General features: G+C 68.8%; 13 protein-coding genes and 1 pseudogene. 5 read left to right on the top strand and 9 right to left on the bottom strand.

Annotation, left to right across the window (positions count from 1 at the left end; translation table 11 throughout):
* The 3 genes from AACZ35_RS05660 to AACZ35_RS05650 form a co-directional block, all read right to left on the bottom strand.
* Nucleotides 1-3,275 (bottom strand): multidrug efflux RND transporter permease subunit (locus tag AACZ35_RS05660; protein WP_339826983.1); only part of this gene is annotated, 3,275 nt, incomplete at its 3' end.
* Between the two features lie 12 nt (nucleotides 3,276-3,287).
* Nucleotides 3,288-4,457: an efflux RND transporter periplasmic adaptor subunit gene (locus AACZ35_RS05655; protein WP_339826981.1), complete on the bottom strand. Its 1,170-nt coding sequence runs from the start codon at nucleotides 4,455-4,457 to the stop codon at nucleotides 3,288-3,290.
* Nucleotides 4,454-5,173 carry an SDR family NAD(P)-dependent oxidoreductase gene (locus AACZ35_RS05650; RefSeq protein WP_339826979.1) on the bottom strand — a complete coding sequence of 240 codons (720 nt, stop codon included), beginning with the start codon at nucleotides 5,171-5,173 and terminating at the stop codon, nucleotides 4,454-4,456. Before AACZ35_RS05650 ends, AACZ35_RS05655 begins: the two co-directional genes overlap by 4 nt.
* A 245-nt stretch (nucleotides 5,174-5,418) precedes the next feature.
* On the opposite strand from AACZ35_RS05650, the pseudogene AACZ35_RS05645 reads away from it, so the two are divergent.
* Nucleotides 5,419-6,345: pseudogene (locus tag AACZ35_RS05645) on the top strand (LysR family transcriptional regulator); the annotation flags it as partial.
* 113 nt (nucleotides 6,346-6,458) lie between these two features.
* Here the strand turns inward: AACZ35_RS05645 and AACZ35_RS05640 are convergent.
* Both AACZ35_RS05640 and AACZ35_RS05635 read right to left on the bottom strand, forming a co-directional pair.
* Nucleotides 6,459-8,003, bottom strand: a complete 1,545-nt coding sequence (locus AACZ35_RS05640; protein ID WP_339826985.1) for a serine hydrolase — start codon at nucleotides 8,001-8,003, stop codon at nucleotides 6,459-6,461.
* 73 nt (nucleotides 8,004-8,076) lie between these two features.
* Complete coding sequence (locus tag AACZ35_RS05635; RefSeq protein ID WP_339826977.1) at nucleotides 8,077-8,784, bottom strand: pirin family protein; 708 nt, start codon at nucleotides 8,782-8,784, stop codon at nucleotides 8,077-8,079.
* 303 nt (nucleotides 8,785-9,087) lie between these two features.
* On the opposite strand from AACZ35_RS05635, the gene AACZ35_RS05630 reads away from it, so the two are divergent.
* Nucleotides 9,088-10,551 carry a hypothetical protein gene (locus AACZ35_RS05630; protein ID WP_339826975.1) on the top strand — a complete coding sequence of 488 codons (1,464 nt, stop codon included), beginning with the start codon at nucleotides 9,088-9,090 and terminating at the stop codon, nucleotides 10,549-10,551.
* On the opposite strand, the gene AACZ35_RS05625 is transcribed toward AACZ35_RS05630, so the two are convergent.
* Nucleotides 10,536-11,138, bottom strand: a complete 603-nt coding sequence (locus AACZ35_RS05625) for a helix-turn-helix domain-containing protein (RefSeq protein ID WP_339826973.1) — start codon at nucleotides 11,136-11,138, stop codon at nucleotides 10,536-10,538. The two genes, AACZ35_RS05630 and AACZ35_RS05625, sit on opposite strands and share 16 nt — an antisense overlap.
* A gap of 158 nt (nucleotides 11,139-11,296) precedes the next feature.
* Here AACZ35_RS05625 and AACZ35_RS05620 point away from each other — a divergent pair, with 158 nt between their 5' ends.
* Nucleotides 11,297-12,295 (top strand): aspartyl protease family protein, encoded by a 999-nt coding sequence (locus AACZ35_RS05620; protein ID WP_339826971.1) that lies wholly within the window; start codon nucleotides 11,297-11,299, stop codon nucleotides 12,293-12,295.
* Between the two features lie 10 nt (nucleotides 12,296-12,305).
* Here the strand turns inward: AACZ35_RS05620 and AACZ35_RS05615 are convergent, their stop codons facing one another.
* From AACZ35_RS05615 to AACZ35_RS05605, 3 genes are read right to left on the bottom strand one after another with little or no spacing between them, the layout of a single operon-like run.
* Complete coding sequence (locus AACZ35_RS05615) at nucleotides 12,306-13,190, bottom strand: universal stress protein (protein ID WP_339826969.1); 885 nt, start codon at nucleotides 13,188-13,190, stop codon at nucleotides 12,306-12,308.
* Between the two features lie 15 nt (nucleotides 13,191-13,205).
* Complete coding sequence (locus AACZ35_RS05610) at nucleotides 13,206-14,684, bottom strand: SulP family inorganic anion transporter (protein ID WP_339826967.1); 1,479 nt, start codon at nucleotides 14,682-14,684, stop codon at nucleotides 13,206-13,208.
* Between the two features lie 50 nt (nucleotides 14,685-14,734).
* Nucleotides 14,735-15,625 carry a dienelactone hydrolase family protein gene (locus tag AACZ35_RS05605; RefSeq protein ID WP_339826965.1) on the bottom strand — a complete coding sequence of 297 codons (891 nt, stop codon included), beginning with the start codon at nucleotides 15,623-15,625 and terminating at the stop codon, nucleotides 14,735-14,737.
* Nucleotides 15,626-15,849: 224 nt separating this feature from the next.
* On the opposite strand from AACZ35_RS05605, the gene AACZ35_RS05600 reads away from it, so the two are divergent.
* Both AACZ35_RS05600 and AACZ35_RS05595 read left to right on the top strand, forming a co-directional pair.
* Complete coding sequence (locus AACZ35_RS05600) at nucleotides 15,850-16,539, top strand: YIP1 family protein (RefSeq protein WP_339826963.1); 690 nt, start codon at nucleotides 15,850-15,852, stop codon at nucleotides 16,537-16,539.
* A 24-nt stretch (nucleotides 16,540-16,563) separates the two neighbouring features.
* On the top strand, nucleotides 16,564-17,395 hold an 832-nt coding region (locus tag AACZ35_RS05595), incomplete at its 3' end, for an efflux RND transporter periplasmic adaptor subunit (RefSeq protein WP_339826961.1).

Here is a 17,395-nt window from a genome sequence, read left to right as displayed (position 1 = left end):
AGGATGACCCAGCCTGAGGAGAAGGAGACGAGCGCGGCGGTGAAGCCGTCGTCGAAGCGCTGCCCGAGCTCGCCGTTGACCCGCGACTGCGTCGCGACGCCGACACCGGCGGCGATCGTCGCGGCCACCGCGTCGGTCGCCGGCTTCGCTGCCCGGCGTGTCACCAGCTTGCGCAGCGCCACGTAGAACACCGGCGTCAGCAGCAGTCCGAACAGCGTCACGCCCAGCATGCCGGCAAACACCGTGATGCCCGTGGCCGAGCGCACTTCGGCGCCGGCCCCCGAAGCGAACACCAGCGGCACCGTGCCGGCGATGAAGGCGATCGAGGTCATCACGATCGGCCGCAGCCGCAGGCGGCAGGCTTCGAGCGCCGCTTCGACGATGCCGCGGCCCTGCAGCTCCAGTTCGCGGGCGAACTCGACGATCAGGATGGCGTTTTTGCAGGCCAGTCCCATCAGCACCACCAGCCCGACCTGCACGAACACGTTGTTGTCTCCGCCGGTCAGCCAGACGCCGGCGAGGGCGGAAAGCAGGGTCATCGGCACGATCAGGATCACCGCCAGCGGCAGGGTCCAGCTTTCGTAGAGCGCCGCCAGCACCAGGAAGGCCAGCAGCACCGCCAGCGGGAAAACCACCAGCACCGCATCGCCCTGGGTCGCCTGCTGGTAACTGAGGTCACTCCATTCAAAAGCCATGCCCGGGGGCAGGGCCTGCGCCGCGATCTTTTCGACCTCGGCCATGGCCTGTGCCGAGGACAGCACGCGCGGGTCGGCTTCGCCCAGGATGTCGGCGGCCGGGTAGCCGTTGAAGCGGATCACCGGATCGGGGCCGAAGGTGCGCCGGATGTTCACCACGCTGCCGATCGGCACCATCTCGCCGCGGTCATTGCGCGTGCGCAGCCTGGCGATGTCCTCGACGTCGTCGCGGAAGTTGCCGTCGGCCTGGGCGATCACCTGCCAGGTGCGGCCGAACAGATTGAAGTCGTTGACGTAGGCCGAGCCCAGGTAGGTCTGCAGCGTGTCGAAGACTTCGGTCAGCGGCACGCCCTGCGCCTTGGCCTTCACCCGGTCGACCTCGGCCTCGAGCTGGGGCACGTTGGCCTGGTAGCTGGTGATCGGGAAGCCCATTCCGGGTGACTGCGAGGCCACGCCCTGGAACGCCGCGACGGCGTCCTGCAGCGCGCCATAACCCAGCCCGGCGCGGTCCTCGATGAACAGCGAATAGCCCGAGCCATTGCCCAGGCCCTGGATCGGCGGCGGCATCAGGGCGAAGGCAAACCCCTCCTCGATGCCGGCGATTTGCTGGTTGAGCCGGGCGGTAATCTCCGCGGCGCTCAGCGAACGTTCGTTGGCAGGCTTCAGCGAGAAGAAGGCCACGCCGCTGTTGGGGGTATTGGTGAACTGCAGCGGGTTGAGGCCGGGGAAGGCCACTTCGCTTTCGACGCCTTCGATCTGCATGGCCATTTCCGCCACCCTGGCCAGTGCCCGGTCGGTGCGTTCGATGGACGCGCCTTCGGGCAGCTTGACGCCGGCGATCAGGTACAGCTTGTCCTGCACCGGAATGAAGCCACCCGGCACCGCCGAGGAAATCGCCACCGTGGCGGCCAGCAGCGCGGCGTAGACCGCGAACACCGCGCCGCGCCGGCCGAGGATGCGCGACACCGAACGGCCATAGGCCTCCGAGCTGCGTCCGAAGAAGCGGTTGAAGGGGCGGAAGATCCAGCCGAACAGGCGGTCGATGAGCCGGGTCGGCGCGTCGGGCGCCGCGCCGTGCGGCTTGAGCAGCCGCGCTGCCAGCGCCGGCGACAGGGTCAGCGAGTTGATCGCCGAGATCACCGTCGAGATGGCAATCGTGACCGCGAACTGCTTGTAGAACTGCCCGGTGACGCCATCCAGGAAGGCCATGGGCACGAATACCGCGCACAGCACCAGGGCGATGGCGATGATCGGCCCGGACACTTCGCGCATGGCCTGGTGGGCGGCGGCCAGCGGCGCCAGGCCTTCGGCGATGTTGCGTTCGACGTTTTCCACCACCACGATCGCGTCGTCCACGACGATGCCGATCGCCAGCACCAGCCCGAACAGGGTCAGCGTGTTGATTGAAAAGCCCAGCAGGTGCAGCACGGCGAAGGTTCCGACCACCGACACCGGCACCGCGATCAGCGGGATGATCGAGGCGCGCCAGGTCTGCAGGAACAGGATCACCACCAGCACCACCAGCAAGGTGGCCTCGAGCAGGGTGGTCACCACCGCCTTGATCGAATCACGGACGAACACGGTGGTGTCGTAAACCGACTTGATCTCGACGCCCGGCGGCAGGCGCGGCGAGATTTCCTCCATCTTCGCCACGACGGCGTCGCGGATGTCCAGGGCGTTGGCGCCCGGGGCCTGGAAGATGCCGATCGCCGAGGCATTCATGCCGTTCAGGCGCGAGCGCAGGGTGTAGTCGCCGGCCGCCAGTTCGATGCGGGCGACGTCGGCGAGCTGCACGATTTCGCCGTCGGCGCCGGCCTCGAGCACGATGGCGCCGAATTCCTCCGGGGTTTCCAGGCGGCCGCGGGCGTGGATGGGCAGCAGGAAGTCGCTGCCGTTGGCCATTGGTTCGGCGCCCAGCTGGCCGGCGGAGACCTGCACGTTCTGTTCGCGCACGGCGCGCAGCACATCGCCGGCGGTCAGCCCGCGCGCGGCGATCTTCTCCGGGTCCAGCCAGATGCGCATGGCATAGTCGCCGCCGCCGAAGGCCTGGGCATCGCCGACGCCGGGAATGCGCGCCAGTTCGTCCTTGACGTGCAGGCGCATGAAGTTGCGCAGGTACAGCGAGTCGTACTTGCCGTCGGTGGACACCAGGTGCACCACCATCAGGAACACCGGTGACTGCTTCTGCGTGGTCACGCCCTGCCGGCGTACGTCCTCGGGCAGGCGTGCCAGCGCCTGGCTGACGCGGTTCTGCACGCGCACGGCGGCTTCGTCCGGATCCACGCCCGGCCGGAAGGTGACCGTGAGCTGCAGCACGCCGTCGGAGCCGGCGACCGACTTGACGTACATCATGTCCTCGACGCCGTTGATCGCCTCCTCGAGCGGCGTGGCCACGGTTTCGGCGATCACCTTCGGATTGGCGCCGGGATACACCGTGCGCACCACCACCGACGGCGGCACCACTTCGGGGTATTCGCCGATCGGCAGCGAAGGCAGTGCGACCAGGCCGGCCGCGAAGATGATGATCGACAGCACCGCCGCGAAGATCGGCCGGTCGATGAAGAAGCGGGAGAAGTCCATGGAAGCTCCGGGTCAGTTCGCGCTGGCGACCGCCGCGGCGGTCGCGAGGCTGGCCGGTTCGCCGGCCGGCTTGGGATCGAGCGGCATGCCCGGGAAGAAGATGCGCTGCACGCCGCCGACCACCACCTGGTCACCTTCGGACAGGCCCTGTTCGACCACGCGCAGGCCATCGACCAGGCGGCCCAGGCTGACGTCGCGGCGCTCGGCGGTGTTGTTTTCGCCGACCACGTAGACGTACTTGCGGTCCTGGTCGGTCAGCACGGCCTTGTCGTCGACCAGCAGAGCCGGTTCGGGGGCATTGGCCACCAGCTGCACCCGGGCGTACAGGCCCGGCGTCAGCGTCCGGTCGGGATTGGGCAGCACGGCGCGGGCGCGGATGGTGCCGGTGCGGGCATCGACCTGGTTGTCGATGAAGTCGAGTTCGCCTTCGTGCGGGTGGCCGGTTTCGCCGGCCAGCCCCACGTGCACCGGGTTGCGGGCGCCGCGCACGTTGCTGCCATTGCTGGTGTGGCGCAGGTAGGTCTGTTCGTCGCTTTCGAAATACACGTGCACCGGGTCGAGCGACACCAGCGTCGTGAGCACGGTGCTGTCGGGCGCGGCCAGGTTGCCGGTGGTCACCAGCGCGCGGCCCGCCATGCCGCTGATCGGCGCACGGACGCGGGTGAAGTCCAGGTCCAGCCGGGCCTGGGCCACCAGCGCCTGCGCCGAACGGACTTCCGATGCGGCCTGGGCAGTGGCGGCGCGGCGCTGTTCCAGCAGTTCCGCCGAGATCAGCTGTTCGGCGGCCAGCTGGCGCGCGCGCCTGAGTTCGCTGTCGGCCAGCGCGGCATGGCTGCGGGCGCGGCTGAGCTCGGCTTCGGCGCGGTCGAGTGCGGCGCGGTAGCTGCGGTCGTCGAGCACGAACAGCACCTGGCCCTTTTTCACTTCCTGGCCCTCGGTGAACTCGACGCTTTCGACGTAGCCCGAAACCCGCGGCCGCAGCTGCACGGTTTCGATGGCGGCAATCCGGCCGGTGAACTCGTCCCAGGGTGTGATGCTGCGCGACTCGACCGGTGCCACTGACACCTGGGCCGGCGCGATGGCGCCATGTTCCTGGGCCTGGCTGCCGCAGGCAGCGGTGATGGCGACGGCGAGGGCGAAGCCCGCGAGGTGGACGAGACGGGTGATCGGGCGTGCGTTCATGGCGATTTCTCGGAATGCAGTTCGGGGGAGGGGGACGGCCGGCTGTGTGCCTGCCGGCGGTCGAAGCGGACCACCGGCTCGGTGCCGGGCGATGCCAGCAGTTCGACCACCTGCAGGCCCAGTTCGGAAGGTTCCGGCCAGTCGGGGCAGGCGGCGTCGCCGCGTTGGCGGGTGCGCAGCGGCGCGCAGACCGACAGCTGTTGCACGCGCACCGGCGTGCCCAGGGTTTCTTCGCGCAGCGCCCGGCTGAACATGCGCAGCGCCGCCGAGGCCACCGAGGCGTGGCCATAACCTGCCCACGGCATGTCGGCAGCGGGCCCGCCGACCACCAGGTAGTGGCTGGCGAAGGGGCTTTCGGAAAGCAGGGGCAGCAGGTGGCGCGCCGCGACCAGGTGCGGGAAGACGCTGGCGTCGAGCGCTTCGCGCAGGAAGCGCGAATCGTGGTCGAGCAGCCGGCCCGGCATGAGTTCGCCGCCCAGCAGGGCGACCACGGCGCCCAGGGGGCGGCGAAGCAGGCGCACGGCGTTGGCCAGGGCAGCGCCCGCGGTTTCGGTGTGGGTGCTGCCCTGTACGCGCAGAAGGTCCGGACCGCCGGCGGGCGGCGAGGGCAGGTCGGCGAGGGATTGCGCCGCTGCCGACGCCGCGATCACCGGACGGCCGCTGGCCAGCAGGGCCGAAACGATGGCCGCGCCGGCTTCGCCGGCCGCGTCGAGCACCAGGGCCGGACGCGTGATTGTCCCGTTGGCGGGACGGTATAGCCCATTATCGGTACGAATCGGGACAATAGTCATGGCCGTGCCTGGAAGAGGGAGGGATCCGAACCTTGCCAATGGGGAGGGTTTGGCGGCAGGGCCCGGATCCGGGGTGGCTAATCTAGGCGCACGGATGGCACTTGATAAGTCCGTGAAGAAGGGAATAATTGTCCCGCCAGCGGGCCAATGGCCCGAACAAGGAGAAAGGCATGGCCCGCGATCTGAACGACACGCTGATATTCGCCAAGGTGGTTGAGCAGGGCAGTTTCACGGCCGCCGCCCGCACCCTGGGTTTGCCCAAGACCACGGTGAGCCGGAAGGTGCAGGAGCTTGAAGAACGGCTCGGCGCCCAGCTGCTCAACCGCACCACGCGCCGGCTCGGCCTGACCGAAGCCGGCGCCGTGTACCACGACCACAGCGTGCGCATCGCGCGTGAGCTCGAAGAAGCCGAAAGCGCCGTTGGCCAGCTGCAGGGCGGTCCGCGCGGCTGGCTGCGCGTTACCGCGCCGTATTCGATCGGGGTGATGTGGATCGCGCCGCTGCTCAGCGAGTTCCACCAGCGGCACCCGGAAGTGCGCATCGACATGAACCTGGGCAACGAAAAGCTGGACCTGATCGCCACCGAAACCGACGTGGCCCTGCGCATCGGCAGCCTGCCCGATTCGTCCCTGGTGGCGCGCCGGCTGCACAGTTTCCGGACCCAGGTGTATGCCAGCCCCGAATACGTCGCCCGCCACGGCGAACCGCTGCACCCGGACGACCTGCAGCACCACCGCGTGCTGGCGTTTTCCAAACAGCGCCACGGCAACCGCTATTGCTGGCCGCTGAGAGCGGCCGGCGAACAGGCAACGCAGGAATTCCTGGTCAACCCGATTTTCGTCGCCAACGATCCGGCGCCGCTGCAGGGCGCGATGCTTTGCGGCGAAGGCCTGCTGATGTCCACGGACGTCAGCATCAAACCCTTCGTCGAATCAGGGCGCGCGGTGCGCGTGCTGGCCGGATGGACCGGACCGCAGGTGGATTTCAATGCCGTGTTCACCCGCGGACGGGTACCGTCGCCGAAGGTCCGCGCCTTCGTCGATTTCCTGGTCGAACGCCTGAGCTTCGACGCCAACTACATGCTCAAGACCTGCCCGCAGGGCAGCGGGTTGACGTGCGAAAGCGGGGCCCTCGAACTTTCGGCGGTGCCGGAACAGTCCCGGCCGGCGCCGGTGGTGCCGGCCCGGCCCAGGTCGAAACCGGTCGCGGCCTAGTTGTCCCCGGCCTGCGGCAGCAGCCGCAGGTGGTGGAAGTCGAAGCTGAAATCGGTCAGCGAGGACGCCGCCTGCATGCGCAGTTCGCGCACCTTGCCGTCCGGGTCCAGGGCGAAGCTGGCGAAGGCATCGGCATTGAGCGCGCGGTCGTGCCAGCGCACCAGGAAGGTGTCGTGCTGCCAGTGTTCCAGCGTGCCCACCAGGGCCGGCGTGTGCGCGAAGCGCATCACCAGCTTGCGGCCTTCCACTGAAAGCGTGACGTCGCCGTACCAGGCGTCGCGATAGGTCGCTGCGTACTCTTCCAGGGGCAGCGAAGGCCGCGTGCGCCGGTCGCGCGCGGCCTGGTGTTTTTCCCAGGTTTCGTCGGCCTTTTTCCGCGATTTGGCGACGGCGGCCGCGTAGGCTGCCACCCAGTCCGTGTCCGGTGCCTGCAGGTAATGGTCCAGCGCTTCAAGCGTGACGGCCTGGAAGGCAGCGCCGGCCTCCTGGTTGGTCAGTACCACGATGCCCAGGTCGAGCTGCGGCACCAGCGTGACCCGCGAAACCATGCCCGGCCAGCCGCCGGTGTGCCAGACCAGGCGATGGCCGCGGTAATCGCTGATCGACCAGCCCTCACCGTAGCCGGCGAACTGGGGCAGCGCCGGCGCCAGTTCCGGCACGGCGGGTTCGGCGGGAATGCGGATGGGCGTCACCAGTTCCCACATGCCGCGATGGCGGGCGGCGCTGAACAGCCGGCGTTCGCTGCCGTCTTCGTTCTTGCCCAGTACGCCGCCATCGAGCTGGACCTGCATCCAGCGCGCCAAGTCGTCGACGCTGGCGTAGATGCCGCCGGCGGCCTGGTTGTTCGACCAGGTCATGGGCGGCACCGTCACCAGTTCGCCGGCGAAGCCCGGCTTGGCGTGGCCGGTGGCGGCATTGGCGCCTTCCGGCAGGTGGTCGCTGTTGACCACGGCTCCGTCCATGCCCACCGGCACGAAGATGCGTTCGCGCACGAAGTCGCCGTAGGACTGGCCGGACACGGTTTCGATCAGGCGCTGGGCCACGGCGTAGAGCACGTTGTCGTAGGCGTAGTCGGCGCGGAAGCTGGTGGCCAGCGGCACGTGCGCCAGCCGCCGGACGATTTCCTCGGTTGAATGTTCGCTGGCCGGCCAGAACAGCAGGTCGCCGGCACCCAGCGCCAGGCCGCTGCGGTGCGTAAGCAGGTCGCGCACGCGCATTTCGCGCGTGACGTAGGGGTCGGACATGCGGAAGCCGGGCAGGTGGTCGATGACCCGGTCGTCGAGGCCAAGCTTTCCGTCGTCGGCCAGGATCGACAGCGCCGCCGAGGTGAAGGCCTTGGTCTGCGAGGCGATGGCGAAACGTGTCTGCGCGTCCACGGCCGCGCCCGTGCGCTGGTCGCGTTCGCCGAAGCCGCGGGCCATCACGACCTCGCCGTCCTTGACGATGGCGATGGCGATGCCGGGCACGTCGAAGGTTTCGCGCGTGCGTTCGACGACCTCGTCCAGGGCGGGTGGCGTCGCCAGGGCGACGGGCGAGAACAGACAGAGGGCGAGGGCGGTCTTGCGCAAGCGGGCGGCTCCTTCCAAGGGTGCCGCCCGATTATGCCCAAGCGCCTCAGTCCAGGGGCGGCAGGTCGAACACGAGTACTTCGGCGCCGCTTCCCGCCGCCACCCGGACCCGCGGCTCGTCGCGGAACTTCAGCGCGTCGCCGGCCTGCAGGCGATGGCCGTTGACCTCCAGTTCGCCGCGCACCAGGTGCACGTAGGCAAGCCGGCCCGGGGCGATCGCCAGCTCCGCGGCTTCGTCACCGTCGAACAGGCCCGCGTACAGGCGCGCGTCCTGGCTGATCGGCACCGAGCCCTCGGCGCCGTCGCCGCTGGCGATCAGGCGCAGGCGGCCACGCTTGTCCGCGTCGGTGAAGGTCTTCTGCGCGTAGCCGGGTTTCACGCCCAGGGTGCGCGGGATGATCCAGATCTGCAGGAAGTGGGTTTCGCCCGTGGCGCTGTGGTTGTACTCGGAGTGGGTGACGCCGGTGCCGGCGCTCAAACGCTGCACTTCGCCCGGCACGATGCTGGCGGCGTGGCCCATCGAGTCCTTGTGGCCCAGCGCGCCTTCGAGCACGTAGCTGATGATCTCCATGTCGCGGTGGCCGTGGGTGCCGAAACCCTGACCCGGGGCCACGCGGTCTTCGTTGATCACGCGCAGCGGGCCCCAGTGCACGTGCTCGGGGTCGTGGTAACCGGCGAAGGAAAAGCTGTGCCAGGAATCAAGCCAGCCGTGGTTGGCATGCCCGCGTTCACGGGCCGGACGCAGGCTGATCATCGGGCACCCGGCCGGCGCTCGCCCAGCCAGCTGTCCGGCCCCAGCGAGCCGGCGAGGATGAAGATCAGGGCCAGGCCGAGCCGGGCGGGGAGTGTGGCCAGGGAAGACATGCTGCCTCCGGGGTGGGATGAGGTGGCCATTGTCGTTGGTAACGCAGGCAGGACAAATAGCCCAAATGACAACCTATCGTTGCAAGAATGTCACCGCCTTCCGGCCCATGCCGGTGCCTTCACACCTGCCTAGAATGCGTCCCGAAATCCATTGCTGAGGCCCTGTCCGGGCCGACCGGACGAGGATTCCCCCATGCGCATGATCAGTCTTGCCCTCGTTTTCCTACTGTTGTTGCCGGTTCCGCCGGCGCTGGCCGCCGACGCCCTGGGCGTGGTGGCGCCGGTGCTGGAAGAAGGCCGGGTGCTCGAACGCCCCGACCCTGCCGGCCGCGCCGTGCCGGTGGTCAGGCAGGTGCAGGGCGGGGAAATCCATGCCGCCGTGCAGCGCGAGGCGCGCGAGGGATTCACGGCGCGCATGCTCGAACTCGATGCGCTGGCGCGCGGGCTGGCGGAGCCCTCGCGCCGGGAGCCGACCTGGCTGTACCTGTCGCCCGAAGACGGCGGGTTCGCGCGCCATGGTTTCTGGCTGCTCGAAGAGGGCGGCGAGCGCTACGTGGACGCCCCCTACATCGACCTGGTGGTGGACGAAGGCAGCCTGACCGACGGCAGCTTCGAGGAAGTCTTCGCGCACGAGATGGGGCACGTGTTCCTGCGCCGGCTGCTGCCGTCGCTGCCGGCGGGGTATTCGCGGGCGCCGCACCACGCCTTCACGATTACCGACTACCCGACGGCGTTCGACGAAGGCTTCGCCATCCATTTCCAGCTGCTTGCGCGCCGGCTGACCGCGAACGCGCGGCTGCGGGCGATCGACCACGGCTTCGACACCCGGCCCTTCCTGCCTTGGTGGCTCAGCAACCGCGACCGCAGCCTGCGCATCCAGGGCGTGCGCGCGAACCTGTTCGTGCAGGCGCAGCGCCCGATGCAGGGGGTCGCCGATGCGCTTACCGCCGAGCAGTTGAGCACGGAGTTCGACGCCACGCGCCTTCGCAACGGCCAGCAGATGCTCAGCTCCGAAGGCGTCATCGCGACGCTGTTCCACCGCTGGATCGGCGAAGCCCCGGCCGATGGCCTGGTGGCGGCCTACCGGCCCTGGTTCGAGGCCCTTGCCGCGTTGCAGGCCAGGCCGCTGCGGGCGGACTCGCCCCTGCCGGTGCTGCTGCTGCGTGAACTCCATGCCCGCGATGACGCGGCAGGCCGGCAGGCCATCGGCATTTTCATCGATACCACCTACGGGGCGACCGTGGATCCGGCGCTGCCGCGCCAGGCAGGTGAACTGGCCCTGGCCGGCGCGACCGGCGACATCGAAGCCTACGTCGGCCGCCTGAAGCCGGCGCGCGATGCGCTGGCGGCGGCGCGCGAATCCGCGCTGGCCGATCCGTCCCGCCTGGATGCCGCCTTGGGCCCCGGCCTGTGGTTGCTGGCCGAAGGCGAAGACGGCATCGCGGTGAACCTCAACAGCGCCGAAGCGGCGCAGCTGTCGGCGCTGGGGCTGAGCGAGCAGGCCGTCTCGCGGCTGCTGGAAAGCCGGCGATCCGGGTCTGCCTTTGCCGATTTCGACGACGTCGTGCTGCGCACTGGCCTGGATGCCCGGACCGCGTCGCGGTTGAAGGCGCAGGCGATGGCACTGGAATCGGCGGGACCTTATCCGCGCCGCTGACTTGCCGCGTCATCCGGCTCATCTGATTCCGGCCTGCCTCGCCGCTTTGGCCGCCCGGGCGTGGGCGCCATCACGAAGGACAGGCTGAAAAGCTGGTCCTGGCCGGGTTGGCGCGGGCCCTGCAGCAGCGCCTGAAGGCGTTCCAGCAGCTCGTTGGCTTCGCGCAGGCCGGCCTCGTCCAGCCAGCCGCGGCTGCGGCCGGCCCACAGCTCGCGATCGGGTCCGCGGGTGCGTACGCCATTCCGGGCTACGGCAGCGCGGAAGTCGCGGCCGGCGGCCTGGAGTTGCCTGGCGACGACGGCCTGCACGGCTTCGGCGCATTCACCGCCAGGTTCATAGGCCAGGCGCAGCGCCGTGCCGGGCCGGGTGCCGATGCGGTAGCGGCGGGCGTCCCCGTCGGCGTCGACGCGCGTAATAAGCCCGGCATCGGCCAGCAGTTCGAAGTGGTAATAAAGCCCGTCCGCCGCCCGCCCGAGCTCGCCGGCGACGGTTGCCACGTCCGCCTCCCCGTCCAGGGCGGCCAGGGTGTCGACGATGTCCTGGCGCACCGGGCTGGCCAGCAGGCCGATGCCGGCCGGGTCGGCCACGTCCTGGTAACGGCGCTTGACGGGCGGGCGGGGGACTCGGGACCGTGCCATCGGTTGGCTTGCCTGTGTTGAAAAACAGGAGGAAATTTCAACGCACTTGCCGCGCCCTGGCAAGTGCCGGCCTTCGGTCCGGCCCTGTCCGAGTCCACGAGGTCGCCATGAACACGCTCAAACCCACCGCGCGCCATACGGTCCTTGCCTGCCTGCTGGCCCTGCTGCTGCAGGGCCTGGCCGGCTGCCGCCAGACCGAAATGCTTCGCCTGTATTTCGCCAACTCGGGCACCCAGGCCCGCCTCGACCAGCCCTTGCCCCTGCGTATTCCGTTCCGCGAACACGAAGGCTGGGTGCTGGTGAAGGCCAGCATCAACGGCGCGCCGCCGCTGGACTTCGTGCTCGATACCGGCGCCGGCATGCTCACCGTGCTCACCGGGCCAAAGACCGATTCGCTGCCCTTCGACATGCGCCAGGTGCGCAGGATCGGCGGCGACGGCGTGGCGGGCATCACCGCCGCCGTGCAGCAGGACCTGGACATCGATTTTGGTCCGGTGACCCTGCTGGGCCAGACCGCGCTGGCGGTGCCGCTCGATACGGTGCTTTGCGACGCGTCGATCAAGGAGCCGCCGTTCCAGGGAGTGATCGGCCACGAACTTTTCCACCGTTATGTCGTGGAAATCGACCACGCACGCAGCGAAGTGGTGCTGCACGATCCGGACACCTATCGCTACACGGGCAAGGGCCACGTGGTGCCGCTGGAGATCAGCAGCCGCCATGCCTACGCGAAGGCGCGGGTGCACGGCCCCGAGGGTGCGGACTACGAAGCGCGACTGCACGTCGACAGCGGCGCCGGCATCGACCTGAGCCTGTTTCCGCAAACCCACGAAGCCATCGAAGTGCCGGCTGGCGGCGAAGAAGCCGTGGCCTGCTTCGTCGGTGGCCTGGCGCGTTACCAGACGGGAAGTTCGGTGACCCTTGGCCTTGGCGACGCCCCAGGGGTGGAAACGCCGGTGCGCTATTCGCTGGGCGATGAAATCATTGATACCGGGCAGCACGGCCGGGTCGGGGCACGGTTCCTGAGCCGATACAACGTGGTCTACGACTTTCCCGGCGAACGCCTGTTCCTTTCGCCGCGCACGGCGGACGAGCAGGCCGGACCCTAGCCCTTGGCCATCAGCGCAGCAGCAGCACCGGCAGCAGGCAGCTGCGCAGGACCTGGGTGGTGGTGCTGCCCAGGATCAGGTTGCGGATGCGCGAGTGGCCGTAGGCGCCCATCACCAGCAGGTCGCTGCCGCGGGCCTTGGCGACGTCGGCAATGACCGCGTCGGCGGCGCCGGACTGGAACACCGCCTCGGGGCTGAAACCGGCCTCGCGCAGCGTCGTCAGCGCCCAGTCCATGTGTTTCTGCGCTTCCGGGCTGGCGTCGCCGGCGGTGAGCACGTCGCAGCCCAGGCCCTGCAGCAGCGGGCTGGCGCAGACCATCTCGACGCAGCGGCGGGTGGTGGCGCTGCCGTCGTAGGCGATCAGGAAACGCGCGGGCGCCTTGAACGCCCGCGAGGCCACCAGCACCGGCCGGTGCACCGAACGCACCACGCGCTCGAGGTTGCTGCCCAGGTGGCCGCTGGCGAAGTCGGTGTGTTCGCCACGCTTGCCGACCACGAACAGGCGCACCCCGGCTTCAAGCTCGAGCAGGGTGTCGACCAGCGAACCCTGGCGCTGCCGGGCCTGGGACGCCAGGCCGAAGTTGTTTTGTACGCGTTCGCGCGCCTGGTCGAGCAGCAGGCGGCCGCGGGCCTGGTCGACGCGGCCACGCTGTTCGTCCAGGTCGGCCAGTTCCTGCAGCAGGTTTTCCTGCGCGCCCAGCGACAGGCTGCCGCTGAGGTTGGTGCCGGCGGCGGCGCCGTGGCGGCGGTCGATCACGTGCACCAGCTCCAGCGGGGCACCGAGCCGGGACGCGGCCCAGCCGGCGTGGTCGGCGACGGAATCGGCATACACCGACGGGTCCAGCGCGGCCAGGACCTGGCCGTCGGCGTGGATGAGCGGGCGGGTGTCGGTCATGGCCAGGTGTCTCCCTTAGTGGCCCATCAGCCGTTCGACGGCGTCGGGCTTGTCGTGCACGCCCAGCTTGTCCACGATCGTGGCGCTGGCTTCGTTCATGCCGATGATCTCGACCACGGTACCTTCGCGGCGGAACTTGAGCACCACCTTGTCCAGCGCGCCGACCGCCGTGAGGTCCCAGAAGTGCGCGCGGCTGACGTCGATGCTGACGTTCGCCAATACTTCCTTGAAGTCGAAGCCGGCGATGAAGCTGTCGGCCGAGGCAAAGAAGACCTGGCCGGTGACCACGTAGTCGCGGCGGTCGCCGTCGGCAGCAAGGGTTGAACCCACGTGCAGCACGCGCCCGACCTTGCGCGCGAAGAACAGCGCCGAAAGCAGCACGCCGGCGCCGACGCCCTTGGCCAGGTCGTGGGTGGCGACGGTGACCACGACGGTGGTGATCATCACCAGGCTGGAACTCCTGGGGTGTTCGCGCAGGTTGCGGATCGAGCCCCAGTTGAAGGTGCCGATCGAGACCATGATCATCACCGCCACCAATGCCGCCATCGGGATCTGCTTGACCCAGGGGCCGGCGAACACCACCAGCACCAGCAGCACGCTGCCGGCGACGAGGGCGGAAAGTCGTCCGCGGCCGCCGGATTTCACGTTGATCACCGACTGGCCGATCATCGCGCAGCCGGCCATGCCGCCGACCAGGCCCGAGGCGATGTTGGCCACGCCCTGGCCCGCGGCTTCGCGGTTCTTGTTGCTGGGCGTGTCGGTCAGGTCATCGACGATGGCCGCGGTGAGCAGCGATTCGAGCAGGCCGACCACGGCCAGGGTCGCCGAGACCGGCAGGATGATCCACAGCGTTTCCAGGGTCAGCGGCACCTGCGGGAACAGGAACACCGGCAGGCTGTCGGGAAGTTCGCCCATGTCGCCGACCGTGCGCACGTCCCAGCCGAACCACATCGCAAGTGCGGTAAGCAGCACGATGCAGATCAGCGGCGAGGGCACGACCCTGGTGAGGTAGGGCAGGCCGTAGATGATGACCAGGCCGGCCAGCACCAGCGCGTAGACCAGCCAGGAAACGCCGATCAGTTCGGGAAGCTGGGCCATGAAGATAAGGATGGCCAGCGCATTGACGAAGCCGGTGATCACCGAACGCGAGACGAAGCGCATCAGGCTGCCCAGCTTGAACACGCCCGCGAGGATCTGCAGCACGCCGGTGAGCAGGGTGGCCGCCAGCAGGTACTGCAGGCCATGGTCGGCCACCAGGTCCACCATCACCAGCGCCATGGCGCCGGTCGCGGCCGAGATCATGCCCGGCCGGCCGCCGGTGAAGGCGATCACCACCGCGATGCAGAAGGAGGCATACAGGCCGACCTTGGGGTCGACGCCGGCGATGATGGAAAAGGCGATGGCCTCGGGGATCAGGGCCAGGGCCACGACCAGGCCGGCCAGCACGTCGCCCCTGACGTTGGCGAACCAGTCGTCACGGAAATTCTTGAACATGGATTTTGGGGTGTCCGACGCGGCCGCGAAGTATACCTTCCCCGCCCGGATCAGACCTTGAGCCGCCGCTCGAACAGGTCCAGCGTGGCGTCCCAGGCCAGGCGCGCGGCGTCTTCGTCGTAGCGCGGCGTGGTGTCGTTGTGGAAACCATGCACGGTGCCGCCGGGCTGCAGCAGGGTGTAGTCGGTTCCGGCGGCTTCCAGCGCGGCCTGGTAGCCGGGCCAGCTGGCGTTGACGCGCGGGTCGTCCGCCGCCAGCACCACCAGCAGTTCGGCCCTGATCGCCGGCACGTCGCTGGGATCGGGTGCGCCGCCATAGAACGGCGCCGCGGCCTGCAGGTCGGGCAGCTGCGTCGCCAGGAAGTTGGCGATGGCGCCGCCATAACAAAATCCGACCACGCCCAGCCGGCGGTTGCCCAGCGCATGGCCCTGCAGCCAGCGCGCGGCAGCCAGCATGTCCTGGCGGGTCTTGGTCTGGTCGAGGGTCTGGAACTTCGCGCGGGCGGCGTCTTCGTCGCCGGGGTAACCGCCGATCGGCAGCAGGGCGTCGGGGGCAAAGGCCAGGTAGCCGGCCAGCGCCACGCGCCGGGCCACGTCCTCGATGTGCGGATTCAGGCCGCGGTTTTCGTGGACCACCAGCACCAGCGGCAGCGGCCCGGTTTCGGCGGTGGGGCGGACCAGGTAGCCGCCGGCCTCGCCGTAACCCCTGGGCGATTCGAAGCGCGGGCGGCTGGTCGCCAGCCGCGGATCGTCGGGTTCGACCTGCCGGGCCTGGACGAACTGGGGTGACAGCGCCGCCAGCAACCCGGCGGCCCCGGAGGCGCCGGCGGCAAAACCAGCGGCGGCCTGCAGGAAGCCGCGACGGTCCAGCTGCCCGTGCACGTAGCGGTCGAACAGCTCCAGCACTTCGGGATGGAAATCCTGCGTGGTCTTGCGGCTCATGGGCGTCTCCCCGGCAGATTTTGGCTTTGACGAGCCCGAAGCCTCTCAGCCAGGGCGAAAGCTGGCGTGAAAACGGGATGTCACGTTTTGTTTCGTCGCGGCGTCTGGGGTTTTATCCCCGCCGGAGAGGATTTCGTCCCATTTGCCGACGGCAGGGCCCGAATCACCTACCATTCACGCTGCGATTCAAGGGGAGTCGCGGTTTCACCAGCCAGGAGCCTTGCATGTCCCACCTGATCAACATCTTCCTCGAGCCGGCCAAGGTATTCGCCGATCTGCGCGAAAAGCCCACGTTCTGGGTGCCGATGCTGCTGCTGGCGGTCCTCACCGCCGTGTCGACCCTGCTTTATTTCCTCAACGTCGACCCGGCCTGGTTCGCCGAGTACCAGTCGGCGCAGATGCTGCTGCAGAACCCGGAAATGACCAGCGCCGAGCTGGCCCAGATGCAGTCGATCATGCCCGGCGCCCGCGCCATGGGCTGGTTCGCGGCCGTCGGCGCCCTGCTGGTCATCGTGGTCGTGTTCCTGGTCTACGGCGTGTACTACCTGCTTGCCGGCAAGATCACCGGGCAGCCGGTTGGCTTCCGCCACGGCCTGGCCTTGGTCAGCTGGTCGTCCATGCCGATGGTGCTTGGCAGCCTGGTGGTGATCGGTGCCGTGCTCACCAGCTCGCCGCAGGCGTCGCTTGAAAGCATGCAGCTGACCAATATCGACCCGCTGCTGGTGCAGCTGCCGATGGACCACGACTGGTCCCTGCTGGCCCGTAGCTTCAGCCTGCTCAACTTCTGGGTCTGGTTCCTGGCCGCGCTGGGCTGGAAGACCTGGTTCCGCACCGGCTGGGGCCAGGCCCTGGTCGTGGTGCTGCTGCCGTCGATCGTCATCTACGGCGTGATGGCCCTGTTCGCGATCCTCTGATTCGATTCCTGGAAACCTGTCCTGATGAAGCTCAACAAGAAGTGGCTGATTGGCGGCGCGATCATCGCGGTGATGGCCCTGCTGCTGGTGGTCAAGTCGATGCGCGGCGAGTCCCGGACCGAGGTCGAGGTGGTGCTGGCGTCCGAACAGGACATCCGCCCCTCGATCCTGGCCTCGGGCCTGCTCGCCTACCTGGACGAGGTCAACCTGACCGCCGAACTGGTGGCCAAGGTCGAGGAAATCCTGGTCAAGGAAGGCGACAAGGTTGAAAAGGGCCAGCTGCTGCTGCGCCTGGACCCCGAGACCTACCGCAACGCCATCGAGCGCGAGGAGGCCAGCCAGCGCCAGAGCAAGATCAGCATCGAGCGCCAGCGGCTGGCGCTGGCGCTGGCCGAGACCCGGCTCAAGCGTGGCGAAGAATTGCTGGGCCGGCAGATGATCGGCCAGAGCGAATTCGACGACCTGCGCAACGCCCGCGACCTGGCGAGTGTCGAGCTTCGCAGCTCCCAGGAGTCGCTGCGCCGGGCCGAGGCCATCCTCAGCGAGGCCCGCGAGCAGCTGCAGAAGACCGACATCCGCGCGCCCATCGGCGGCACCATCGTGGCCTTGCCGATCAAGGTCGGCGAAACCGCGATCCCGTCCACCATGTCCCTGGCCGGCGCCAGCCTGATGAAGATCGCCGATACCTCGGCGATCCAGGCCGAGCTGAAGGTCGATGAGGCCGACATCGCGCGCATCCGCATGGGCCAGCAGGCCGAAGTGGTGGCCGCCGCGCACCAGGACACGCCGCTGCAGGGCAAGGTCGCGCAGATCGCGCTGGCCCCGAGCCTGGAGCCGGGCAGCCAGGGCCGGTCCT

Origin of the sequence: uncultured Arenimonas sp. (genome assembly GCF_963976025.1) — a bacterium.
Lineage (GTDB): Bacteria > Pseudomonadota > Gammaproteobacteria > Xanthomonadales > Xanthomonadaceae > Arenimonas.
Note: the sequence above shows the minus strand (reverse complement) of the source record. Positions and strands in the feature narration are given on the sequence as shown.

Excerpts from the sequence above, each read along its gene's own strand:
- AACZ35_RS05655 (WP_339826981.1), bottom strand. The coding sequence starts at position 4,457 with ATGAACGCACGCCCGATCACCCGTCTCGTCCACCTCGCGGGCTTCGCC.
- AACZ35_RS05615 (WP_339826969.1), bottom strand. The coding sequence starts at position 13,190 with ATGACCGACACCCGCCCGCTCATCCACGCCGACGGCCAGGTCCTGGCC.
- AACZ35_RS05620 (WP_339826971.1), top strand. The coding sequence starts at position 11,297 with ATGAACACGCTCAAACCCACCGCGCGCCATACGGTCCTTGCCTGCCTG.
- AACZ35_RS05605 (WP_339826965.1), bottom strand. The coding sequence starts at position 15,625 with ATGAGCCGCAAGACCACGCAGGATTTCCATCCCGAAGTGCTGGAGCTG.
- AACZ35_RS05610 (WP_339826967.1), bottom strand. The coding sequence starts at position 14,684 with ATGTTCAAGAATTTCCGTGACGACTGGTTCGCCAACGTCAGGGGCGAC.
- AACZ35_RS05600 (WP_339826963.1), top strand. The coding sequence starts at position 15,850 with ATGTCCCACCTGATCAACATCTTCCTCGAGCCGGCCAAGGTATTCGCC.
- AACZ35_RS05635 (WP_339826977.1), bottom strand. The coding sequence starts at position 8,784 with ATGATCAGCCTGCGTCCGGCCCGTGAACGCGGGCATGCCAACCACGGC.
- AACZ35_RS05630 (WP_339826975.1), top strand. The coding sequence starts at position 9,088 with ATGCGCATGATCAGTCTTGCCCTCGTTTTCCTACTGTTGTTGCCGGTT.